A 21,054-nucleotide genomic window follows, 5' to 3' on the forward strand; every position below is an offset into this window, starting at 1 on the left:
GATTTCTCCCTCATCCAGACGGTAGGTTCAGGACACGTCCGCGGCACCGGTCCGGGCGCTGTTCGGCCCGTCCGGCAGGGCCGTTTGCGCGGCCCGGCTGACAACGCAGGGAGGACTTCAGTGAGTTTGCGACCCCTCACCCCGCAGGAGCGTGCCGACGCCCTGGGCAAGGCTGCCGCCGCCAGGACCACCAGGGCCGCGGCCAAGGAGCGGCTTAAGTCCGGGGAGCTCAGCATCGCGCAGCTCCTCGACGCCGGCGACACCGACGACGCCATCGCCCGGATGCGGATCGTTGAACTGCTCGAGGCCCTGCCAGGGATCGGGCGGGTCCGTGCCGCCGCGATCATGGAACAGCTCGGCATTGCCGCCTCGCGCCGGGTCCGCGGCCTGGGCATCCACCAGCGCCGGGCGCTGGTAGATTTCATAGACGACAAATAGCTCGTTCCAGCAGCTATGCCAAACATCGCCCGAAGGAATATGTGAGCAAGAAACCCGGACTGACAGTCCTCGCCGGCCCGACGGCTGTTGGTAAAGGCACCGTGTCCACCTACATCCGGGACAACTATCCCGGCGTCTGGCTCTCCGTATCGGCCACCACCCGCCCGCCGCGCCCCGGCGAGGTCGACGGCGTCCACTACTTCTTCAAATCCGCCGAGGAATTCGACTGCCTGGTCGAGAACGGTGACCTCCTTGAGTGGGCCGTGGTCCATGGACGCAACCGCTACGGCACGCTCCGCAGCACCGTCGACGCCGCGATCGCCGAAGGCCGGTCCGTGCTGCTGGAAATCGATCTGCAGGGCGCGCGGCAGGTCAAGCAGGCCGTACCGGAGGCCCAGTTCGTCTTCCTGGCGCCGCCGAGCTGGGACGAAATGGTCCGCCGGCTGGTGGGCCGCGGCACGGAAACAGCCGAAGAACAGCAGCAGCGGCTGGAAACCGCTAAACTAGAACTTGCCGCTGAACCGGAGTTTGACCACACCGTCATCAATGATGACGTTCGACGGGCAGCGGACGAGCTTGTTTCACTCATGGGGCTGACCCCGAACCCACGCTAGGCGCCGGGACGTATCGGCCCGTTAGAATTTGGAGAATTCGTGTCCACGAACCTTGAAGGCATCATCAACCCGCCAATCGACGAGCTGCTGAAGGCTGCCGACTCGAAGTACGGACTGGTAATCTTCGGCGCCAAGCGCGCACGCCAGATCAACGCCTACTACGCCCAGCTGCACGAGGGCCTGTTCGAGTACGTCGGCCCGCTGGTCGACACCAAGCTGAATGAGAAGTCGCTCTCCATCGCCCTGCGCGAAATCAACGAGGGCAAGCTCGTTTCCACGCCGATCGAACCCGCAGAGTAATTACGCAGCCGTAGGCGGAGGTCACGTGCGCATAGTCCTCGGAGTCGGGGGAGGGATTGCCGCCTACAAGGTGGCGTCGCTCCTCCGGCTTTTTACTGAAGCCGGCCATGACGTCACGGTCATCCCCACGGAGGCCGCCACCCGTTTCGTCGGCGTCGCAACCTGGGAAGCACTGTCCGGGCATCCGGTCAGCAACAGCGTCTTTGACGAGGTCCACACCGTCAACCACGTCCGGCTCGGCCACGAGGCCGAGCTGATCGTGGTGGCACCCGCGACCGCCGACCTGCTGGCACGCTCCGCCGCCGGTCAGGCCAACGACCTCCTCACCAACACCCTGCTCATGGCCGGCGGCTGCCCGGTGCTCATGGCCCCCGCCATGCACACCGAAATGTGGCAGCATCCCGCCACCCAGGCCAACGTCGAGACCCTGCGCAGCCGCGGCGTCACCGTGCTCGAACCCGCCACTGGCCGCCTGACCGGCGCCGACTCGGGTCCCGGCCGGCTGCCCGAACCCGAGGCCATCTTCACCGCCGCCATGGCCCTCGCCGGTGCACCTGTTGCTCCTGCGGGGGCGTCGGTCGGCCCGGCCGCGGAGCCGGACGTGAACGCGGTCCTGGCCACCGGTCCGTCAGCGGAGCCGTTGGCGGTCCCGCCGTTGGCCGGACTGACCGTGACTATCAGCGCCGGCGGCACCCGCGAACCGCTGGACCCGGTACGTTTCCTCGGCAACCGTTCCTCCGGCAAGCAGGGCGTGGCGCTGGCCGCCGCGGCCCGCGACGCCGGCGCCAGGGTACGGCTGCTGGCCGCCCACATGGAGGTACCGGCGCCCGCCGGCGTCGAACTTGTCCAGGTCGAAACTGCCCTGGAGCTGCGCAAGGCCGCACTGCACGCCGCGGCAGACTCCGACGTCGTGATCATGGCCGCCGCCGTCGCGGACTTCCGCCCGGCGGACGTCTCCGGCACCAAGATCAAGAAGCGTGACGACGTCGCCGATCCCGTCATCTCCCTGGTCCGCAACCCGGACATCCTGCAGGAACTCGTGGAAGTCCGCGACGCGGCCTCCCGGAACCAGCTGATCGTCGGCTTCGCGGCGGAGACCGGGGATGCGGAAGGCGACGTGCTGGAGTACGCCGAAGCCAAGTTGCGCCGCAAGGCCTGCGACCTGCTCGTGGTCAACCAGGTGGGCAAGGACCGGGTCTTCGGCGAGGACACCAACTCCGTAGTCATCCTTTCCCGTTCCGGCTCCGAACCTCAAGAGGCGTCGGGTTCCAAATCCGACGTCGCGGCTGCCGTCATTGACCGCATCAGCGCCGAGTTGAGCCGGGTTGTCCCGCCGGCCTGAGCCTGGCGTCATCAAGGTCTCCTTAGCACGGGGACACACGCCGCCGGACGTCCGTTTTCCAACCAGTAAGGTAGTTGAGTGACTTTACCGCTGCACATCCCTGATTTCCACGGGCCCACGCCCGCCTCGCTCCGGCTGTTCACGTCCGAGTCGGTGACCGAGGGGCACCCAGACAAGATCTGTGACCAGATCAGCGATGCGATCCTCGACGCCCTGCTGGCCAAGGACCCCGAGTCCCGGGTTGCCGTGGAAACACTGGCCACCACCGGCCTGGTCCACGTGGCCGGCGAGGTCACCACCGACGCCTACGTCGAAATCCCGCAGATCGTCCGCGAGACCATCCTCGGCATCGGCTACGACTCCTCGGCCAACGGCTTCGACGGCGCCCGCTGCGGTGTGTCCGTCTCGATCGGCCAGCAGTCCAACGACATCGCGGGCGGCGTGTTCAACTCGCTCGAAGCCCGCGAAGGACGCCAGGAGGACGACTACGACCTCCAGGGCGCCGGCGACCAGGGCCTCATGTTCGGCTACGCCAGCGACGAGACCCCCTCCTACATGCCGGTCCCGATCTGGCTCGCGCACCGCCTCTCCGAGCGGCTAACCGAGGTCCGCAAGAACGGCGAACTGTCCTACCTCCGCCCCGACGGCAAGACCCAGGTCACCGTGGGCTACGACGGCGACCGCCCGGTCTCGGTCGAAACAGTCGTCATCTCCAGCCAGCACGCCGAAGGCGCCAGCCTGGACCAGCTCCGTGCCGACCTGGCAGCTTATGTGGTCGATCCGGTCATGGCGATGTCCAACCTGGACATCTCCCGTGCCAAGAACATCCTGAACCCGGCCGGCGCTTTCGTCATCGGCGGCCCGGTCGGCGACGCCGGCCTCACGGGACGAAAGATCATCGTCGACACCTACGGCGGCATGGCCCGCCACGGCGGCGGTGCCTTCTCCGGCAAGGATCCGTCAAAGGTGGACCGCTCGGCGGCCTACGCGATGCGCTGGGTGGCGAAGAACGTGGTGGCTGCCGGACTCGCGAAGCGAGCCGAGATCCAGATCGCCTACGCGATCGGACAGGCCCGCCCGGTCGGCACATATGTGGAGACCTTCGGCACCGAGACGGTGGATCCGGCCAGGATCAGCGCCGCGATCGCCGAAATCTTCGACCTGCGCCCGCGTGCCATCATTGATGCCCTGGACCTCAAGCGCCCGATCTACGCCAAGACCGCAGCCCACGGCCACTTCGGCCGCGAGGATCCGGACTTCACCTGGGAGCGGCTGGACCGCGTCGATGAGCTGAAGGCATTCTTCAACGCTTAAATGTCACTGCCGTTAAATCACTGCCGTTAAATGTCACGGCCGTGTGATGTGCTGTAGCCAGGCCGCCGTTCCGGGGCCTGGCTAGTCTTTTTGTTGAGCTGAAGGAAGGGGAACGCCATGACCACAGTCCATGGCAGCGCGCCAGCGCCGGAGGAGCCCCGCCAGCTCTCGCTGCTGCAGGGCTTCCCCACTTCCTCAGCTGCGTCTGCGGGTCCTGTCCTCGCGACCGAGCTGCCGGTGGCACGGGTCCTGCTCGAATCGTCCCTCCCGCACCTGGACCGGCCATTCGACTACAGCGTCCCGGCGGACCTCGACGCCGCGGCACAGCCCGGCATCCGCGTGAAGGTCAAGTTCAACGGCCAGGAACTGCCCGGCTACCTCGTCGAGCGGGTGGCCGACTCCGATGCCGGCCACGCCCTCGTGCCGCTGCACAAGGTGGTTTCTCCGGTTCCCGTACTCACCCCTGCCGTCCTGGAGCTCGCCGGGCGCGTGGCGGCACGCTATGCCGGAACCGTCAGCGACGTCCTGCGCGTCGCGGTGCCGCCGCGGATGGCGAAACTGGAAAAAGAATCCGCTCCGGACGGACACCTGGATCCGGCATTGTTTGCGGAGGCCGGGGCCGACGGCGATGCGGGTGCGGCTCTTCCTGCCGGGCTGGAGTCCTCCAGCTGGTCGGGCTACCGCAACGGTCCGGCTTTCCTCCAGCATCTCGGTGCGGGGGAGGCGCCCCGGGCCGTGCTCAGCGCGCTCCAGGGCTACGGTCCCGGAGGCTGGCCCCGGATGATCGCCGAAGCCGTCGCCGCGGTCCGCCTGTCCGGCCGCGGCGCCGTCGTGGTGGTGCCGGATTACCGGGACCTGGACCGGGTGGAGGCGGCTCTGCTTCAACTCCTTCCCGCCGGTGACATCGCCCGGCTCACCGCGGACGACGGCCAGACACCGCGCTACCGGAGCTTCCTGCGGATCCTCAGCGGCGCAGCCGGCGTCGCCGTCGGCACCCGCTCCGCCGCGTACGCTCCGGTCCGCAACCTCGGACTCGTGGTCTGCTGGGACGACGGCGACGACCTGCATATCGAGCAGCGCTCCCCGTATGCGCACTCCCGCGAGGTCCTGCTGCTGCGCGCCGGCCAGGAGCGTGCAGCCTGCCTGCTCGCAGCACATGCGCGCAGCACGGAGACGCAGCGGCTGGTCGAATCAGGCTGGGCCTGGCCCGTCGCAGCGGACCGTACCGTGGTGCGGCGGACCGTTCCGCGCGTGCTGAACACCGCCGACAGCTTCGAGCTGGAGCACGATCCGCTGGCCAGGGTGGCCCGGCTGCCCGGCGCGGCTTGGCGCGCCGCCAAGGAAGGCCTCGAACGGGGTCCGGTCCTGGTGCAGGTGGCCCGCGCCGGCTACGCCCCATCCCTGGCCTGCGAGAACTGCCGTGAACCGGCCCGCTGTGCCGCGTGCAGCGGGCCGCTGGCCGTTGCCGGGTCCACCGGGAGTTCCGCCGTGCCGCAATGCCGCTGGTGTTCGACGCCGGCTCCCGCCTGGCGCTGCAGCACCTGCAACGGTGTCCGGCTCCGGCGGGGCGCCACGGGGGCGCTGCGCACGGCGGAGGAACTCGGCCGCGCCTTTCCCGGCAAGCCGGTCATCACCTCCTCCGGCGACAGGGTGCTGGCCACGGTTCCGGACGCCAAGGCGCTCGTGGTGGCGACCGTCGGGGCGGAACCCGTCGCCGTCGGCGGTTACGCTGCCGCCCTGCTGCTCGACGGCGACTCGCTGCTGCGCCGCGAAAACCTCCGGGCCGGGGAGGACGCCGTCCGCCGCTGGTTCAACGCCGCGGCGCTCGTGCGCCCGGCCGCCGGCCGGGGCCTGGTGGTCGTCACCGCCGACGACGCGGCCGGCGTGGGCGCCCTCCTGCGCTGGGATCCCGCCGGCTACGCGCAGCGCGAGCTCGCACTGCGGCAGGAGCTTCAGCTGCCGCCGGCCGTCCGGATCGCCTCCGTCACGGGCGGCCGGGCCGCCGTCGGACACTTCACACAGGCCGTCGTGCAGCGGCTGGGTGCGGAGGGTGCCGTGCTGCGGACCGCCGGGCCCGCGCCTCTGGTGCTGGCGCCCGGTGCCGCCCCGGGACCAGGAACTGCGGGCGGACCAGGAGCCGCGGGCGGGAAAGCTGCGGCACGGAGCGCGGCCGAAGACGTCCGGACCCTGCTGTTCATTCCGTACGCCCAGGCCGCGGAAGCCACCAAGGTGATGCGGGCGGTCAAGGCTGCTGCTGCCGCGAAACGCAGTGACCACCCCGTCCAGCTGCGCCTCGACGGGGTCGACGTCCTGTAGCGAACGTTCCCGGCCGGTCAGCGTTGCTTCCGGGCCGGTACTTTCCGGCGCTGGCGCAGCACGTCGAGTGAGCTAAGTTCAGCCGACCTGGAACACCCCGACCTGTGTCTTCCCGTCACTGAGATAAACCGGGACCTGTCGGCTCGGCCGCTGCGTGGAAAAGTTCTTTGCCGCGTCCTCCGGGCTGGTCGGTTGGGGCCCTTGTAGCTCCGTGGAAAATGCGTAGCCTTCCTTGCCGTTTGTCGCTACGACCCGCACTAGGACCGGAGCTACCGGGCTGTCGCCTTGGACACCTAGGTTTGCCCGCTGTCGTTGAGGGGCCAGGACGGTATCGGCGCGTAGGAGGGGTCGCACCGCTCCACTCCGCTGCAGGGCAATGCGATCCAGCCGAGCTGGCCGGCGGTGGCAAAGGCTGCGGTTCCCAGGCCGAGGGACCCTGCTGTGACAAAAATGATCGCCAGCATGCGCTGGCGGCTCGCCCGTGGCGTTTCCCGGACGTTGTCGACCAGGAGGTTGCGGACGGCGAGCCTCCGCGTTTCATCAAACTGCACTTCCGGGCTCATGGTGTGCTCCTTGCCAGGGTTGCATCGTCGGCGGAGGGGGTCATGATCCCTGCGAGTTTCGATTTTGCGCGGCTAAATCGGGACTTCACAGTGCCGGCCGGGACGTTCAGCACCTCGCCAGCCTCAGCCATTGAGAATCCCTCAAGCACGCACAGTGAAAGAACCTCCTGGTCGCGGCGGCCAAGCTTCTGAAATGCTGCCCGTACGACTGCTGCCGAGTGAGTGTTCACGATCCGATCCGCTATCTCATCGGCAGGATCGGTTTCGTGTCCACCTTCTGGAAGCCGTGACAACATCTGTTGGTACCGCCGCCGCAAACGCAAAGAGTTTCGGATGGTGTTGTGCGCGACCACCAGCAACCAGGCAATAAGTGATCCGTTAGCGATCCGGATGTGCCGTCGTCGTCTCCACGCTTCCAGAAAAACGAGCGCCGTCACGTCCTCGGCGTCCTCTTTGATGCCCAGGATACGGAGGCTGTGTCTGAGCACCCGCACGTGGTGACGGTCAAAAATCTCTCCAAACGCAAGAGAGTCTCCGTCAATTGCCCTCCGCCATAGCTCTTCATCGGTGCTCATACCTGATATTGTCCATTCCCCCAAAGTGGTTCCATTCTCGCGAACTACGGGCGGTCAGCCTGTCCGGAAACTGCCAGCATAATATGACAACTCGCTGTCTCGGTATAACGCCGGTCGCGGAGAACTTGGGGAAGAATTGAAACTACTGAAAATCGGCTGTGTGCTGATCGCGCCACTTCTTCTTCTGGCCGGTGGCGGACCCGCGCAGGAAGCTGAACTCGCGCCATCCGGACCTGCGCACGTAGTAGCGGTCGCAGAAGCCGGCCCCACCCTCACAGCGGCTGAAGCCCAGTCGGTGCTGGAAGCTTCAGTCAAAGACCGCACTGCTGAGGCGCTGTCGACACCAACGCCGGACGGGCCGTCTCTGGAAGAGGCGAAATCCAGCGACAAGTTCAAGGCGACACGCGAGCGTGAAAAGCTCCTCATCGCGGAGCGCAAGGTCAGGCTTCAGACTTTCGGCTTCCACTACACGTCCGCATCAACGACTATTCAGGTTGTGGAAGTCACTGGGACGGACTCGAAGGCCACCGTTAAGTTCGACGAGTCCGGGACGCAGTACCTGGCCTCGGATGCGACCGGCCCAAGCGACGTCCCTGAGCAATACCGTGTGCAAGCAACCGCCACGTTCCTCAGGACCGACCTGGGCTGGGTTCTCGATGAAGTGCTGGCGGATGACGGACAGTTCGGCCTTCCGTTTTCGATGGTCGATTCACGGCTTCCACCCGAGGCGGAGGGCCGCCGTTAGGCAGGTATTGCCGAGACAACCGGCGGCGGTCTCCGTTCCAACGGTCTGGATCGAATCTCAGCAGACCACAGCGCCACGCTGATTGCCTGGTCGGGCTCACTCCCCGGCGGCCATTCGCCACAGACGGCCGGAATGGCGGTTCCGATGCGGCCCTCTGTGGCAAATGGGTGCTCCCCAACCTGTGGCCCGGCTCATCCGGTCTCGCGGCGGGTGCGCACGGATTGGTTCGGGGCTGGCCAGCTCCGTCCCGGCTATTTCGAGTTACCGGGCCGGCCTCGGCGAAGTGCCACGGCCTCCTCGGCAACTGCCAGCAGCCTGCGGGCCGACTCATCCCAGCTGAAGTCGGCGGCACGCTCCACCGAACGGCGCGAGCGTTCCTTCCACAGCTCCGGTTCCTCGAGCTTCCGCACGGCCCCGGCGAACTCGGCCGGGGACTCCGGCTGGACATAGCTGACCGCGTCGGCGCCGACTTCGCGGAAGATCGGGATGTCGCTGGCGACCACCGGCGTGCCGTGGGACATGGCCTCCACGAGGGGCAGGCCATAGCCTTCGGCCCGGGAGAGGCTGACCAGGGCGGTGGTGCGGGCCAGGAGCGCCTCATACTCGGCGTCGGTCACGCCATTGTGGAAGACGATGTCCGCGTCCGCCGGCGCCAGGGCCTCCAGTTCCGCCCTGCGCTGCGGGGTGATGCGGCTGAGCAGGTGCAGGGTCATGTCCGGTAGGTCCGCCATGCCCCTGATCATGGTCTCCACGTTCTTGTAGGGCATGAACGATCCCATGTAGAGCAGCGTCTTGTCCGCCCCGGCCCCGGGGTCCCGGGGGCTGAGGCCGGGTTGCGGGGCGTTGCCCACGATCCGTACGGGGCGCCCGGCGAGCCGGTACTTCGAGATCAGGGCCGCCGTCGTGGAGCTGATGGTCGCGACGACGTCGGCCCGGTTGAGCAGGAGCCGCTGCGGCCAGTACGCCTTGTGGTACAGGCGCCAGAGGATCCGGACCGGGGCGGGCAGGAAGCCGGGCGGGGCAGGGTGCTCATAGTAGATCAGGTCGTGCAGGGTCAACACGAGGGCGTATTTCCGGCCCCAGCTGCCCATCGTCTGCATGGGGCACACGACGACGTCGGCGCCGAGCTTATTGACCTTCGCAGCGACAAACAGTTCGGCCGGGGACAGCGGGCTGTTGATCAGGGTGTACGGCACATCCGGCAGCAGGGCCAGTTGCCGGACGTCACTGATCAACATGGAGACGTCGGCGATCCTGGCCGTGGCCGCGATGAGGCTCGCCCCGTAACGGCTGATCCCGTCGTGGTGGTCCAGCCGGGTGAAGCGGGCATCGACGAGGATTTTCACGCGGTGTGGTCCTTCAGGAAGCGGAGGATGAAGCCGGCGGCGGACTCCGGGGTTTCGTAGTGGATCAGGTGCCCGACGCCGGGAATCACGTCCAGGTGTCCGTCCGGCAACAGGGCGAGGAGTTTGTGCTGGTCCGGCAGGGCGGCGATTTGGTCCTTTTCGCCGGCGATGAGGAGGACCGGCAGGGTCAGCCGGCGCGCCACCTCGGAGACGTTGTTCCGGACGGAGGCCTTGAACGCCTCGAGCAGGCTCTCGCGGTCCGCGAAGGCGGAGAAATAGGCGCTGTGCTGGGCGTGGACGAACCGCCGCAGCGCCTTGTCCGGGGTCTTGGCCATGGCTTCGCTCATCACGCGGACGATCAGCTGGCTGCGGAGCAGGGCGTGCCCGAGCCTACGGGGGAGATGGGCGGCGGCCTCGTAGTACAGGATGGCGAGTTTTGTCATGAGCCCCTTGGTGCCTTCGAGGACGGGGGCGGCGATGGGGTTGATGAGGATCAGCTCGGCAACCGTTCCCGGGTTGGCTGCGACGAAGTGGCTCGCCACGATCGAGCCGAAGGAGTGGCCGAGCAGGACGGTGTCCCGGCCCAGGCCCAGGGCAGCCATGAATTCGGCGATGAAGCGACCGTAGCGTTCCACGCTGTGCTCGTCTGCCTTGAAGGCGGCGGAGCCGCCGAAACCCGGGAGGTCAGGCATGATGAGGCGCAGGCCGGGGAGCTGGTCGGCTACACGGAGCAGGCCGTGGTGGTCGCCGCGGAAGCCGTGGATCACCAGGACCGTGCGGGTTTCCGGCGTGACCCGGACCGGCTCGTAGCTCCAGTAGGCCACTTTCATGCCGCCCAGGACCACCTCGGCGGGTACGGTCCGCGCCTCGAGCTCATGGCTGAACAGGGGCGTGGGGGAGGACTCGGTGTCCACGTTTTCCATTCGTTCGGTCCTAGTTGACGTTGTCGGGGTGGGAGCCGGTCCGGAAACCGCGGTCCAGCGCCGCAATATCGGCAAGGTCCGTGGCCGAGAGTTCGAAGTCGAACACCGTCCGGTTTTCCCGGATCCGGTCCGAGGAGCTGGCCTTGGGGATGGTGATGTTGCCCAGCTGGAGCTGCCAGCGGAGGATTATCTGGGCAGGGGTGCGTTCGTGCTCCGCGGCCAGGGCCAGAATCACCGGGTCACGCAGCACCTGTCCCCGGCCCAGCGGGCTCCACGCCTCCGTGCGGATGCCCAGCGCGTCGTGCTTCTTGCGCAGCTCGGCCTGCTGAAGCCAGGGGTGGAGTTCAATCTGGTTGACGGCCGGCACCACCTCGGCCGTCTCCATCAGCCGGTCCAGGTGGTCGGGCTGGAAATTCGACACTCCGATCGCCCGCACCTTTCCCTCGCGGTAGAGCGTCTCCATGGCCCGGTAGCTTTCCGCGAACAGGCCCTTCTTGGGGCAGGGCCAATGGATCAGGTAAAGGTCGATGTACTCCAGGCCCAGGTTGGACATCGAGGTGTGAAACGCCCGCACCGTCGCGTCGTAGCCGTGATCATCGTTCCAGACCTTGGTGGTGACGAAGAGGTCCTGGCGGGACAGAGCGGGAGAAAGCTCACCCGATCCGCTGCCGGCGCCTTCGAACCCGGCAAGGGCGCCGATGCCCCTGCCCGCGCCGGTTTCGTTCCCGTACATGGCTCCCGTGTCGAAGTGGCGGTAGCCGGCTTCCAGCGCCATGGTTACGAGCGAGGCGGCATCGTCTGGGGGGACTTTGTACAGCCCGAATCCCAGACGGTCGATCATCACGCCGTTGTTCAGGGACGTCCGGGGGGAGATTCTCATAGCAACGACTTTACCCATTGCCGCGGCACCCGCCGGTCAGGCCGCGCAGGCAGGCCGGGACGGCCTGCCAGCACCTGCCGGTCCCCTGGGACCGGTCAGGCGACGCCGTCGAACCGGACCAGCCGCCGGGCACTGGCCTCGTCGAGGATCAGGTCCGTGGCCAGGCCGGAGACGAGCGCACCGCGCAGGCCGTTGATCTTGGACGCGCCGGACACCACGCAGATCCGCCGCCGGACCTGGCGCAGCTGCGCGAGGTCCGGCCCGGTGGAACGCTCGTTGAGGATGATCCCGTCCGAGGAACCATCCGCCCGGAAGAACACGGTGGCCACGTCACCGACGACGTCCGAGCCGGCCAGGATGCTCAGATCGTCCTCATCGAGGTAGCCGCCGGCATAGACGTGGCTGGGGTAGTCGGCGTCGACCGATCCGACCCCGAAAATGGCAATGCTCATCCGGGCCTGAAGCTCGAGGATGCGCTGCACACTGCGCTCATTCCACATCGCTTTCTTGGTGGCGGCGTGATCAAAAAACGCGGGCACCGGGAACTGCTCCACCCGCGCCCCGTACGCGCTGCCGAAGCGGCGCATGATGTCCGAGGCGTAGGTGATGCCGGTGGTCTGCATGTTTCCAGCGCCGTTGAGCTGGACGATCACGCTGTCATGGGTGATCTTCCGGGTCAGGTGCCGGCTGACGGCGCTGAGGGTTGACCCCCAGGCGACGCCGATGATGGCGTTGGAATCCACCAGCGGGCCGATGGTGCGGGCGGCCTGCATGGCCACTCTGTCCAGTGTTTCCGCCTCATTCAGCGTGTCCACTACGGGAACGACATGAACATCCACCTTGTATTCGGCGCGGATCATGCTTTCCAGTTCGGGGCCGGTATCGAGAGGGCTGCGGATCTGGATCTGCACGAGGCCGGATTCCCGTGCCGAGGACAGCAGCCGGGAGACGGTGGACCGGGAGGTCCGGAGTTCACGGGCAATCGCGTCCATGGTCAGGTCCTGGAGGTAATACAACTGGGCCGCGCGGAGGGCGTCGGACTGGCGTGAAGGCAATTCCCACATTCCGTTCTGCACGTTTGTGCATAGTGCTTGACACCATTTTCCATTATTCCAAACAATAGTGTTGAACGGCGACGCGCCCCGTGGCGCGCCGCACAGAACCAAACCCCAGGGAGCAGTTTTGGGATCTAAGGAATCAGCCCGCAACCAGGAGCCGGCCGGCACTCGCGCACCCGTGCAGAAGCTGCGGTCGCGGCGGAACGCACAGGTGCTGATCATCGGCGGCGGAATCAATGGAGTGGGTACTTTCCGGGACCTGGCACTGCAGGGTGTCGACGTTGCCCTCGTGGAACGTGGCGACTACTGCCAGGGCGCCAGCGGGGCTTCCTCGCATATGATCCACGGCGGAATCCGGTACCTCGAAAACGGCGAGTTCCGGCTCGTCCAGGAGTCCGTGGTCGAGCGCAACCGGCTCCTGCGCATCGCTCCGCACTACGTCAAACCGCTGCAGACCACTATCCCTATCTTCAGCACCTTTTCCGGCGTCCTAGCGGCGCCGCTTCGTTTCCTGACCCACAAACAGCAGGGCGCCCCCCAGGAGCGCGGCGCCTTCCTGATCAAGCTTGGCCTGAGCATGTATGACTTCTTCTCCCGCGACGGCGGCAGCGTGCCGCGCCACCAGTTCCGCGGCCGCAAGCGCGCCCTGGCGGAGCTCCCGCGCCTGCACCCGGGCATCAAATATGCGGCAACCTACTTCGACGCGTCGGTCCATAACCCGGAGCGGCTGACCCTCGACGTGCTGCAGGACGGCGAAAAAGCCGGCGCTCCGGGCGGCACCGCCCGCGCCAGCAACTACGTCTCGCTCGTCTCAATGGAAGGAACGGCGGGCTCCGGGACCGGCAGCCGGGTACGGCTCCGCGACGAACTCACCGGGGAGCTCTTCGACTTCACCGCCGACGTGATCGTCAATACCACCGGCGCCTGGGTCGATCTGACCAACGAAGCCATGGGCGAGGCGTCCTCCTTCATGGGCGGCACCAAGGGTTCGCACATTGTCCTGGACCACCCGGAGCTGCTCGCGGCCTGCAACGGCAGGGAAATCTTCTTCGAGCACACCGACGGCCGGATCGTGCTGATCTACCCCATGGGGGACCGGGTCCTCGTTGGAACCACGGACGTCGACGCGGACATGACCGAGGACGCCGTCTGCACCGAGTCCGAGATTGACTACTTCCTTGAGCTGATCGGCCACGTTTTCCCCGACATTGCCGTGGACCGGGAACGGATCGTCTACACCTTCTCCGGTGTGCGTCCGCTTCCGAAGCACGACGCCACCCAGCCGGGCTTCGTCAGCCGCGACTACCGGATCGAGCGCCGCGGAGGCTCGGTGCCGGCAGCCGGTGCAGCCGGCGGCAGCGGCGCCGTCGTCCTCAGCCTGGTGGGCGGAAAGTGGACCACCTTCCGGGCCCTCGCGGAACACCTGAGCGACGACGTTCTCGCGGAACTCGGACTGGAACGGAAGGTGTCGACGGCGCAGCTCGCCATCGGCGGCGGCGCCGGCTTCCCGGACAGTGAAGACGGCGTCCAGCGGTGGATCAAGGCCCATATGTCAGCCGGCCGCGACGCCGACCGGGTCGCAGGACTCCTGACCCGCTACGGAACCCGCGCCGAGGAAGTCATCAACTTCCTGGACGCATCCGCGGCCAGCGCCCCCGACCGGCTGCTGCACTCCACCCGCGAACTCAGCGTCCGTGAACTGGAGTTCATGGCGCAGAACGAGCAGATCGGGCACCTGGTCGACGTACTGATCCGCCGCACCTCTCTGGCATTCCGGGGCCTCGTGACCGGCGAGCTCCTGAACGAGGTTGCCGGCATCCTGTCCGGTCCGCTGGGCTGGGAAACGCCACGGCGGGCCTCCGAGATCAGCCACGCTCAGGAGGTGCTCAATCGGTTCCACGGCGCCCGGGTCCACAGCCTGGTTGCCTGAAAGACCCCCGCGCCCGGACGGGGGACGTCCGGGCGCAAGGACTGCGGGGCCCGCCCACAGGGCCGGCGCAGTGGCTGGCCGGCCGCGCAAACACGCTGCCGGCCCAACGGCCCTTCAAACTCGCGAAGGGCTGACAACAGAAAATAGAGGAGTCAAAGATGTCTCTTGGAATAGTTTTCCTGTCCGAAGTATTCGGCACCGGGATGCTGACCCTGCTGGGTTGCGGCGTTGTAGCCAACGTCGCACTCAAAGGCACGAAGGGCAACAACGGCGGGTTCCTGATGGTCACCTGGGGATGGGGAATCGCCGTCTTCGCCGGTGTCTATGTTGCCGCCAGGTCCGGTTCGCACCTGAATCCCGCTGTCACCCTGGGCCTGCTGCTTAACGGCAAGGCGGAGTACGCTCCCGGCGTTAAGGTCGAATTTGCGTCCACATTGACCTACTTCGGCGGTGAACTGCTGGGTGCCTTCCTGGGCGCCGTCGTGATGTGGCTGGCCCACAAGCAGCACTTTGATGTCGAGCCTGAGCCCGCCAGCAAGCTGGCCGTCTTCTCCACCGGCCCGGCCATCCGCTCCACCCCGTGGAACCTGGTCACGGAAATCATCGGCACCTTTGTCCTCGTCTTCGTCATCCTGATGTTCGGCGGCATTCCTTCGGGACTCGGCCCGCTGGCCGTTGCCCTGCTGGTTGTCGGCATCGGTGCCTCGCTCGGTGGCCCCACCGGTTACGCCATCAACCCGGCCCGTGACCTCGGCCCGCGCATCGCCCATGCCCTGCTTCCGATCAAGGGCAAGGGTTCCAGCGACTGGAGCTACTCGTGGATCCCGGTCGTCGGACCCCTCGTCGGCGGCGGACTCGCCGGTCTCGTGGCAGCTGTCGTGCCGATTGTTGTCACCGTCGCCAAGTAGTTTCCACCCCAGCCAGAGCAAACCCAACAAGGCCAAAAGTCTAAGGACCTCAACATGAACCAGTATGTAATCGCCATTGACCAGGGCACCACCAGCACTCGCGCCATCGTGTTCGACCACAGCGGGCACATCGTCTCCTCCGGGCAGATGGAGCACGAGCAGATCTTCCCGCAGGCCGGCTGGGTGGAGCACGACCCCGCCGAGATCTGGGACAACACCCGTGAGGTCATCGCCTCGGCCCTGTCCAAGGCGAACCTGACCCGGCACGACATCGCCGCCGTCGGCATCACCAACCAGCGCGAAACCGCCGTCGTCTGGGACAAGACGACCGGCAAGGCGGTCTACAACGCGATCGTGTGGCAAGACACCCGGACCCAGCCGATCGTGGATGAGCTGGCGAAAGATGGGGGACCGGAGCGCTTCAAGCAGAAGGTGGGCCTGCCGCTGGCGACCTACTTCTCCGGCACCAAGATCAAGTGGATCCTGGACAACGTCGAGGGAGCCCGCGCCAAGGCGGAGGCCGGCGACCTGGTCTTCGGCAACACCGACTGCTGGGTGCTCTGGAACCTGACCGGAGGGACCGACGGCGGCGTCCACGTCACCGATGTGACCAACGCATCCAGGACCATGTTCATGGACCTGGAGACACTGTCCTGGGACCAGGAGATCCTGGACACCTTCGGGGTTCCGGCGTCCATGATGCCGGCCATCAAGTCCTCCTCCGAGGTTTACGGCACGGTCCACACCTCCCAGCTGCTGCGCGAAGTACCGGTCGCCGGCATCCTGGGCGACCAGCAGGCGGCGACGTTCGGCCAGGCGGCCTTCGAGGCCGGGGAAGCCAAGAACACCTACGGCACGGGCTGCTTCCTGATCTTCAACACGGGGGAGGAAATCGTCCACTCGAAGAACGGGCTGCTGACCACGGTGGGCTACAAGCTCGGCGACGCGGCACCGCACTACGCCCTGGAGGGCTCCATCGCCGTTACCGGCTCACTCGTGCAGTGGCTGCGTGACAACCTCGGCATGATCAGCAGCGCCCCGGAAGTGGAGACCCTGGCGGCTTCCGTGAAGGACAACGGCGGCGTGTACATCGTCCCGGCGTTCTCCGGCCTCTTTGCCCCGTACTGGCGTTCCGATGCCCGCGGTGCGATCGTCGGCCTGACCCGCTTCGTGAACAAGAGCCACATCGCCAGGGCCGCGCTGGAGGCGACCGCCTTCCAGACCCGTGAAGTCCTCGACGCCGTCAACGCGGACTCCGGCGTCCCGCTCACGGAGCTCAAGGTCGACGGCGGCATGGTCGCCAACGACGCGCTCATGCAGTTCCAGGCGGACATCCTCGGCGTGCCGGTGATCCGGCCGAAGGTCGTCGAGACCACCGCCCTGGGCGCCGCCTACGCCGCCGGCCTCGCCGTCGGCTTCTGGAAGGACCTGGGCGAGTGCTCGGCCAACTGGTCCGAGGACAAGCGGTGGGAACCGAAGATGGAAGCGGCAGAGCGGGACCGTCAGATGCGCCTCTGGAAGAAAGCCATCACCAAGTCCATGGACTGGGTGGACGAGGACGTCAAGTAAGGCCGTCCGCACGAAGAGCTCCGGCCGGGTTTCCCCGGCCGGAGCTCTTCTGTTGCTATGCGTGTTGCTATGCGCCTTTTGGCGCTGCCCCGCCTACGAGTCGTTGCGCAGAGACCGGCCGCTGTGGCTCGAGGACTCTGCCACTACCGCGTGGGGCGTCTTGGCGTAGACGTCCTTGCTGACGGTGTAGCCGCGGCTGTCCTGCTTCAGTGCCTGCGCATTGATGCTCTTCAGCTCCGAGCTGCTGAGTTTCTTGATCTTGACCAGCTTCATATTCTCCTGGTCATCCCCGCCCTCGGCCGTGACCTTGATCAGGCCCGTTTTCTTCGAATAGAACTTGTGCTGTTTGCCGGCGCTGCTGAGCGGCTCCAGCGGGTTGGATTCAACGATCTCCACCACATCGTTGTAGCACCCTGTCTTGACGCAGACGCGTTGGTCGTCTTTCAGGACCTTCGCGCAGTCCAGGAAGTCCACGCTGGGTGCGGAGGCCTGGGGATAAGCGGGGGACTTCGGGCGGGGATGATCCAGCATGGCGATTCCTGCCAGGGCCTTGTCGATTCCACTGATGAAGGTGCTCGGCGCGCCTGCGAGCTTCCCGTTTTCATACTCTTCGGGATACTCGCCGAACAGCCACACGGTCCCCTTCCCCTTCTTCGTCTCGGCGAAGAAGGCCAGTTCTGATTCCGCGAGCTCACCGTCGGTGAAGTCCCGGTCCCACACCACCTGGGTGTTGACCCCGTCGATCATCTTGGTCAGCCCGGTCACCGTGGAGATGACCGTGCGCTTTTGCGTGGTGCCCTCCGCCGGGGAGAACACTGTGCCCGTCGTCGTAATCTGCGTTCCGGGTTCGAGCGGGAACCACTTGTTTTCAATCTCCGGGGTGCGCGGGAAGGCTGAGCGGTCTAATTTGATCGCCGTGCCTTTTCCGCAGAGGTCCTGGGGATTGGGCGCTGCCGCCGCCGTCGCCGTGGCTGCCGACGTCACCGTCAGCGTACCCAGCACGAGCAGAACTGCGGAGCCGTACGCCGTGAATCGTTCTCTTCGCTTCGACATCTGTTTTAGCCTCTCCTAGTGGTGGGTTGGTTGCGGCTAGACGGCCGGGGCCGGCTCGGCCTGACGGGGCCGGCGCTCACGTGCCGGGCCCTTCTTGGCAAACCGCAGGTACAGCGAGGGGACGATGAACAGGTTGACCAGCGTCGACGTGACGAGGCCGCCCAGAATCACCACCGCCATGGGATGTTCGATCTCATGGCCCGGAATGTTGCCCATGACCACCAGTGGCACGAGGGCCAGAGCGGTGGCGAGGGTGGTCATCAGGATCGGGGACAACCGCTCGGCGGCTCCACGCAGCACCAGGTCGCGGCCGAAAGGCATGCCTTCGTACTGCTCCAGGTGCTGGCAGTGGTTGATGAGCAGGATGCCGTTACGGGCAGCGATGCCCATCACGGTCAGGAAGCCCACCAATGACCCCAGGGACAGGATTCCGCCGCCAAGGTGCGCGGCGATCACCCCGCCGACGAGGGCGACCGGCAGCGTGAGGATCGCAAGGACCGCCAGCCGCCAGCTCCGGAATGCCGCCTGCAGCAGCAGGAACACAACGATCACCGCACCGATCGAGAAGGTCAGCAGCCGCTGGGTGGCGGCCTGCCGTTCCGCGTATTCCCCGAGAATGTCGGCGCTGTAGCCGACGGGGAATTCGACGGACTTGAGGTCGTTCTCCAGCTTCTCGACAACCCTGGCCAGGTCGCCTTCCTTGACGTTCGCGCTGACGTCCAGGCGGCGCGAGCCCTCGGAGCGTTCAATCACGTTCGGCGTCGGTTTGACGGAGATCTTGGCGACGTCCGCCATCCGGATCCTCTCGCCGCTTGGCGTATCCAGCGGAAGGTTTTCGATGCTCGTGACGCTCGTCCGGATCTCCGGCGGGCTCCACACCTGCACGTCGTAAGCCTTCCCGGCCCGGTAGACGTCGCCGACCTCTTCCCCGGCGATCAGGGTAGCCGCGGCGCGGCGTACATCACCCGGTTTCAGCCCGTAACGGTTGGCGGCTTCAAGATCCACTTCGACGTCCACCTGCGGGACGTTGACCTGGAGGGCGAGCTTGGTGCCGATTGCGCCCTCGATGCCGCCCAGGACAGTCTTGACCTTGTCGGCCTGCTGGCGCAGGGTGGCAAGGTCGTCGCCGTATACGCGGACAACGACGGCGTAGCCCGTACCGGTCAGCACTTCGCGGACGCGTTCCTTCAGGTAGGTCTGGACATCCCGGTGGATGCCGGGGTATCCGTCCACGACCGACTGGATCGAGGCCAGTGTTTCGTCGTAATCCACGGCGGGGTCGACGCTGATCCAGTTCTCCCCGAAGTTGACGCCCACCACTTCGTCGGCCGCGAAGGCCTGCCCGATGTGAGAACCGCAGTTGTTCACGCCAGGGATGGCCATGAGTTCCTTGCACGCGAGCTGGCTGACCCGCACTTCCTCGGAGTTGGAGGTGCCAGGCTGCGTGACCCAGTGCATCAGGAAGTCACGTTCCTTGAATGACGGCAACAGCGACTGGCCCAGGAGCGGGGCTGCCACGATTCCCACGACACCGAACGCGGCCAGGGCCAGGTAGCCCGGGACTGGCCGGCGGACAATCGGCCGAAGCGCGTTGCCGTACCAGCGCTTGAGCACCCCGACCAGCGGAGGGTCGCGGTCTTCCAGCCTGGCATTCCGAAGGACGATATACGCCATCGCCGGAGTCACGGTGAGCGCTACGAGCATGGACGCCATCACCGCCAGGGTGTAGGACGTGGCCAGCGGGCGGAAGAAGGCCCCGGTCAGCCCGTCCAGGAAGAAGATCGGCACTGTAGCAGCGACGATGATCAGCGTGGCATACACAATCGGGCCGCGGACCTCCAGCGAGGCGTTGACCACCACTCTGGCCGTGCTTTCGGTGCTTCCGCTCGCCCGGTGGTGACGCAGCCTGCGCACGATGTTTTCGACGTCGATGATGGCGTCGTCAACCACCACCCCGACGGCGATCACCAATCCCGCAAGCACCATGGTATTTACCGTGCCTCCGGTCCAATACAGCACGAGGGCGGCGGCTACAAGGGACAACGGGATGGCCATCACGCTGACCAGCGCCGTGCGCCACTGGAAGAGGAAGACGCTCAGCACCAGGATGACGAGCAGGCATCCGAGCAGGAGCGCGACGCCCAGGTTGCCGAGCGATTCCTCGATAAAGCTGGCCGGCCGGAACAAGGTGGTGTCCACAGCAATCCCGGTCAGCCCGGGCTGCAGTTCCTTCAACGCCTCCTCAACGCCCCGCGTCACCTCAAGGGTGTTGCCCCACGGCAGCTTCTCCACGATCAGCATGAGCCCGGGACCGCCGTTAATGACGGCGTCACCGATCAGCTGCTGGTGGTCTTCCACAACGTTCGCCACATCGGAGAGCCGCAGCGGGGGCTGGTCTCCCCGGTCCTCCAGGGACACCTTCGCCAGCTCTTCCGGCGACGTGATGGGCTGCACGTGCCTGATACCCATGCTCTGGCTGGGCGTTTCAAGCGCACCACCGGTGCCGATCAGGGCACCCGGCGAATACTTGAGCAGCCCGGCGTCCAGTGCGTCAGAGGTGGAGCTCATCACGCTGTCAAGTGTCACGTTGTGGGCGGCCAGCTTCGCCGGATCCACCTGCACCTGCAGCATCTGGAGCCGCTCGCCCCAGATCGCGACGTTGGCTACACCCGGGACCCTCAACAGATGGGCCCTGATGTTCCAGTAGGAAATCATGGACATTTCAATGAGGGAGCGGGTGTCCGAGGACAGTCCGATCTTCATGACACGGCTGGTGGAGGACAAGGGCTGCAGCATCAGCGGCGGCGCCGCCCACGTGGGCAGGGTCGGAATGACCGTAGCCATCCGCTCGGACACCAGCTGCCTGGCGGTGAGCAGATCCGTGCCGTTCTCGAACTCCAGGACGATCGAGGAGAGCTGCGACACGGATTTGGACCGCATCTGCTTCAGTCCGTCAATGCCGTTGAACGCCTCTTCCATCGGGACGGAGACGAGCTCCTCGACTTCGGAGGCCGTGAGCCCCAGACAGGCGGTCTGGACCTCTACCCGCGGCGGCGCAAACTCCGGAAACACATCGACCGAAGCGCTGCTGAGCTGCGCGCCGCCCACAACCATCAGTGCCACCGCCATCGCAATGATGATCGACCGGAACCTCAGACTTGCCGCGACTATCCGGCGCAT

Annotated in this window: 18 protein-coding genes; 10 read left to right on the plus strand and 8 right to left on the minus strand. The window is 66.3% G+C overall.

Annotated elements, in window-relative coordinates; genetic code table 11:
* Positions 1-120: 120 nt before the first annotated feature.
* The 6 genes from mihF to ABIB26_RS07745 all read left to right on the plus strand — a co-directional run bounded on the left by mihF (position 121) and on the right by ABIB26_RS07745 (position 6,324).
* Entirely contained in the window at positions 121-438 is a 318-nt protein-coding gene (gene mihF / locus ABIB26_RS07720; RefSeq protein WP_354186225.1) for an integration host factor, actinobacterial type, read from the plus strand.
* 41 nt (positions 439-479) lie between these two features.
* Positions 480-1,052, plus strand: coding sequence for a guanylate kinase (gene gmk / locus ABIB26_RS07725; protein WP_354241092.1), 573 nt, complete (start codon positions 480-482; stop codon positions 1,050-1,052).
* A gap of 39 nt (positions 1,053-1,091) precedes the next feature.
* Positions 1,092-1,352: a DNA-directed RNA polymerase subunit omega gene (gene rpoZ, locus ABIB26_RS07730; protein ID WP_011692102.1), complete on the plus strand. Its 261-nt coding sequence runs from the start codon at positions 1,092-1,094 to the stop codon at positions 1,350-1,352.
* 25 nt (positions 1,353-1,377) lie between these two features.
* On the plus strand, positions 1,378-2,694 hold the full coding sequence (locus ABIB26_RS07735; RefSeq protein WP_354241094.1) for a bifunctional phosphopantothenoylcysteine decarboxylase/phosphopantothenate synthase: 1,317 nt from the start codon (positions 1,378-1,380) through the stop codon (positions 2,692-2,694).
* Positions 2,695-2,772: 78 nt separating this feature from the next.
* Positions 2,773-4,008 carry a methionine adenosyltransferase gene (metK, locus tag ABIB26_RS07740; protein ID WP_354241096.1) on the plus strand — a complete coding sequence of 412 codons (1,236 nt, stop codon included), beginning with the start codon at positions 2,773-2,775 and terminating at the stop codon, positions 4,006-4,008.
* 117 nt (positions 4,009-4,125) lie between these two features.
* Positions 4,126-6,324 (plus strand): primosomal protein N', encoded by a 2,199-nt coding sequence (locus tag ABIB26_RS07745; protein WP_354241097.1) that lies wholly within the window; start codon positions 4,126-4,128, stop codon positions 6,322-6,324.
* A 293-nt stretch (positions 6,325-6,617) separates the two neighbouring features.
* On the opposite strand, the gene ABIB26_RS07750 is transcribed toward ABIB26_RS07745, so the two are convergent.
* Together ABIB26_RS07750 and ABIB26_RS07755 are read right to left on the minus strand one after the other, a co-directional pair.
* Positions 6,618-6,887, minus strand: a complete 270-nt coding sequence (locus ABIB26_RS07750) for a hypothetical protein (protein ID WP_354241099.1) — start codon at positions 6,885-6,887, stop codon at positions 6,618-6,620.
* On the minus strand, positions 6,884-7,462 hold the full coding sequence (locus ABIB26_RS07755; RefSeq protein ID WP_354241101.1) for an RNA polymerase sigma factor: 579 nt from the start codon (positions 7,460-7,462) through the stop codon (positions 6,884-6,886). The genes ABIB26_RS07750 and ABIB26_RS07755 overlap by 4 nt, the downstream gene beginning before the upstream one ends.
* A 136-nt stretch (positions 7,463-7,598) precedes the next feature.
* Between ABIB26_RS07755 and ABIB26_RS07760 the strand changes: the two genes are divergently transcribed.
* Complete coding sequence (locus tag ABIB26_RS07760; protein ID WP_354241103.1) at positions 7,599-8,207, plus strand: hypothetical protein; 609 nt, start codon at positions 7,599-7,601, stop codon at positions 8,205-8,207.
* Positions 8,208-8,458: 251 nt separating this feature from the next.
* Here the strand turns inward: ABIB26_RS07760 and ABIB26_RS07765 are convergent, their stop codons facing one another.
* From ABIB26_RS07765 to ABIB26_RS07780, 4 genes are all read right to left on the minus strand, one after another.
* Positions 8,459-9,553 (minus strand): glycosyltransferase family 4 protein, encoded by a 1,095-nt coding sequence (locus tag ABIB26_RS07765; protein ID WP_354241105.1) that lies wholly within the window; start codon positions 9,551-9,553, stop codon positions 8,459-8,461.
* Positions 9,550-10,476: an alpha/beta fold hydrolase gene (locus tag ABIB26_RS07770; protein WP_354241107.1), complete on the minus strand. Its 927-nt coding sequence runs from the start codon at positions 10,474-10,476 to the stop codon at positions 9,550-9,552. Before ABIB26_RS07770 ends, ABIB26_RS07765 begins: the two co-directional genes overlap by 4 nt.
* Before the next feature lie 10 nt (positions 10,477-10,486).
* Positions 10,487-11,356, minus strand: a complete 870-nt coding sequence (locus ABIB26_RS07775) for an aldo/keto reductase (protein WP_354241109.1) — start codon at positions 11,354-11,356, stop codon at positions 10,487-10,489.
* 95 nt (positions 11,357-11,451) lie between these two features.
* On the minus strand, positions 11,452-12,420 hold the full coding sequence (locus tag ABIB26_RS07780; RefSeq protein WP_354241371.1) for a sugar-binding transcriptional regulator: 969 nt from the start codon (positions 12,418-12,420) through the stop codon (positions 11,452-11,454).
* 118 nt (positions 12,421-12,538) lie between these two features.
* Here ABIB26_RS07780 and ABIB26_RS07785 point away from each other — a divergent pair, with 118 nt between their 5' ends.
* The 3 genes from ABIB26_RS07785 (at position 12,539) to glpK (ending at position 16,821) form a co-directional block, all read left to right on the plus strand.
* Positions 12,539-14,344, plus strand: a complete 1,806-nt coding sequence (locus ABIB26_RS07785; protein ID WP_502913636.1) for a glycerol-3-phosphate dehydrogenase/oxidase — start codon at positions 12,539-12,541, stop codon at positions 14,342-14,344.
* A 158-nt stretch (positions 14,345-14,502) separates the two neighbouring features.
* Entirely contained in the window at positions 14,503-15,252 is a 750-nt protein-coding gene (locus ABIB26_RS07790) for an MIP/aquaporin family protein (RefSeq protein ID WP_354241111.1), read from the plus strand.
* A gap of 54 nt (positions 15,253-15,306) precedes the next feature.
* On the plus strand, positions 15,307-16,821 hold the full coding sequence (gene glpK / locus ABIB26_RS07795; RefSeq protein WP_354241113.1) for a glycerol kinase GlpK: 1,515 nt from the start codon (positions 15,307-15,309) through the stop codon (positions 16,819-16,821).
* A gap of 93 nt (positions 16,822-16,914) precedes the next feature.
* Here glpK and ABIB26_RS07800 read toward each other — a convergent pair whose 3' ends face one another.
* Together ABIB26_RS07800 and ABIB26_RS07805 are read right to left on the minus strand one after the other, a co-directional pair.
* Positions 16,915-17,874 carry a hypothetical protein gene (locus ABIB26_RS07800; RefSeq protein ID WP_354241115.1) on the minus strand — a complete coding sequence of 320 codons (960 nt, stop codon included), beginning with the start codon at positions 17,872-17,874 and terminating at the stop codon, positions 16,915-16,917.
* A 36-nt stretch (positions 17,875-17,910) separates the two neighbouring features.
* A complete protein-coding gene (locus ABIB26_RS07805) occupies positions 17,911-21,054 on the minus strand; it encodes an efflux RND transporter permease subunit (RefSeq protein WP_354241117.1) in 3,144 nt (1,047 codons plus the stop codon).

Source organism: Arthrobacter sp. UYEF20, assembly GCF_040546335.1.
Taxonomy (GTDB): domain Bacteria; phylum Actinomycetota; class Actinomycetes; order Actinomycetales; family Micrococcaceae; genus Arthrobacter.

What these genes read in the sequence shown, in the direction of transcription:
- ABIB26_RS07745 (WP_354241097.1), top strand. Translation starts at nt 4,126, where the DNA reads ATGACCACAGTCCATGGCAGCGCGCCAGCGCCGGAGGAGCCCCGCCAG.
- ABIB26_RS07750 (WP_354241099.1), bottom strand. Translation starts at nt 6,887, where the DNA reads ATGAGCCCGGAAGTGCAGTTTGATGAAACGCGGAGGCTCGCCGTCCGC.
- ABIB26_RS07755 (WP_354241101.1), bottom strand. Translation starts at nt 7,462, where the DNA reads ATGAGCACCGATGAAGAGCTATGGCGGAGGGCAATTGACGGAGACTCT.
- ABIB26_RS07770 (WP_354241107.1), bottom strand. Translation starts at nt 10,476, where the DNA reads ATGGAAAACGTGGACACCGAGTCCTCCCCCACGCCCCTGTTCAGCCAT.
- ABIB26_RS07775 (WP_354241109.1), bottom strand. Translation starts at nt 11,356, where the DNA reads ATGAGAATCTCCCCCCGGACGTCCCTGAACAACGGCGTGATGATCGAC.
- ABIB26_RS07780 (WP_354241371.1), bottom strand. Translation starts at nt 12,420, where the DNA reads ATGTGGGAATTGCCTTCACGCCAGTCCGACGCCCTCCGCGCGGCCCAG.
- ABIB26_RS07790 (WP_354241111.1), top strand. Translation starts at nt 14,503, where the DNA reads ATGTCTCTTGGAATAGTTTTCCTGTCCGAAGTATTCGGCACCGGGATG.
- glpK (WP_354241113.1), top strand. Translation starts at nt 15,307, where the DNA reads ATGAACCAGTATGTAATCGCCATTGACCAGGGCACCACCAGCACTCGC.
- ABIB26_RS07800 (WP_354241115.1), bottom strand. Translation starts at nt 17,874, where the DNA reads ATGTCGAAGCGAAGAGAACGATTCACGGCGTACGGCTCCGCAGTTCTG.
- ABIB26_RS07805 (WP_354241117.1), bottom strand. Translation starts at nt 21,054, where the DNA reads ATGCGCCGGATAGTCGCGGCAAGTCTGAGGTTCCGGTCGATCATCATT.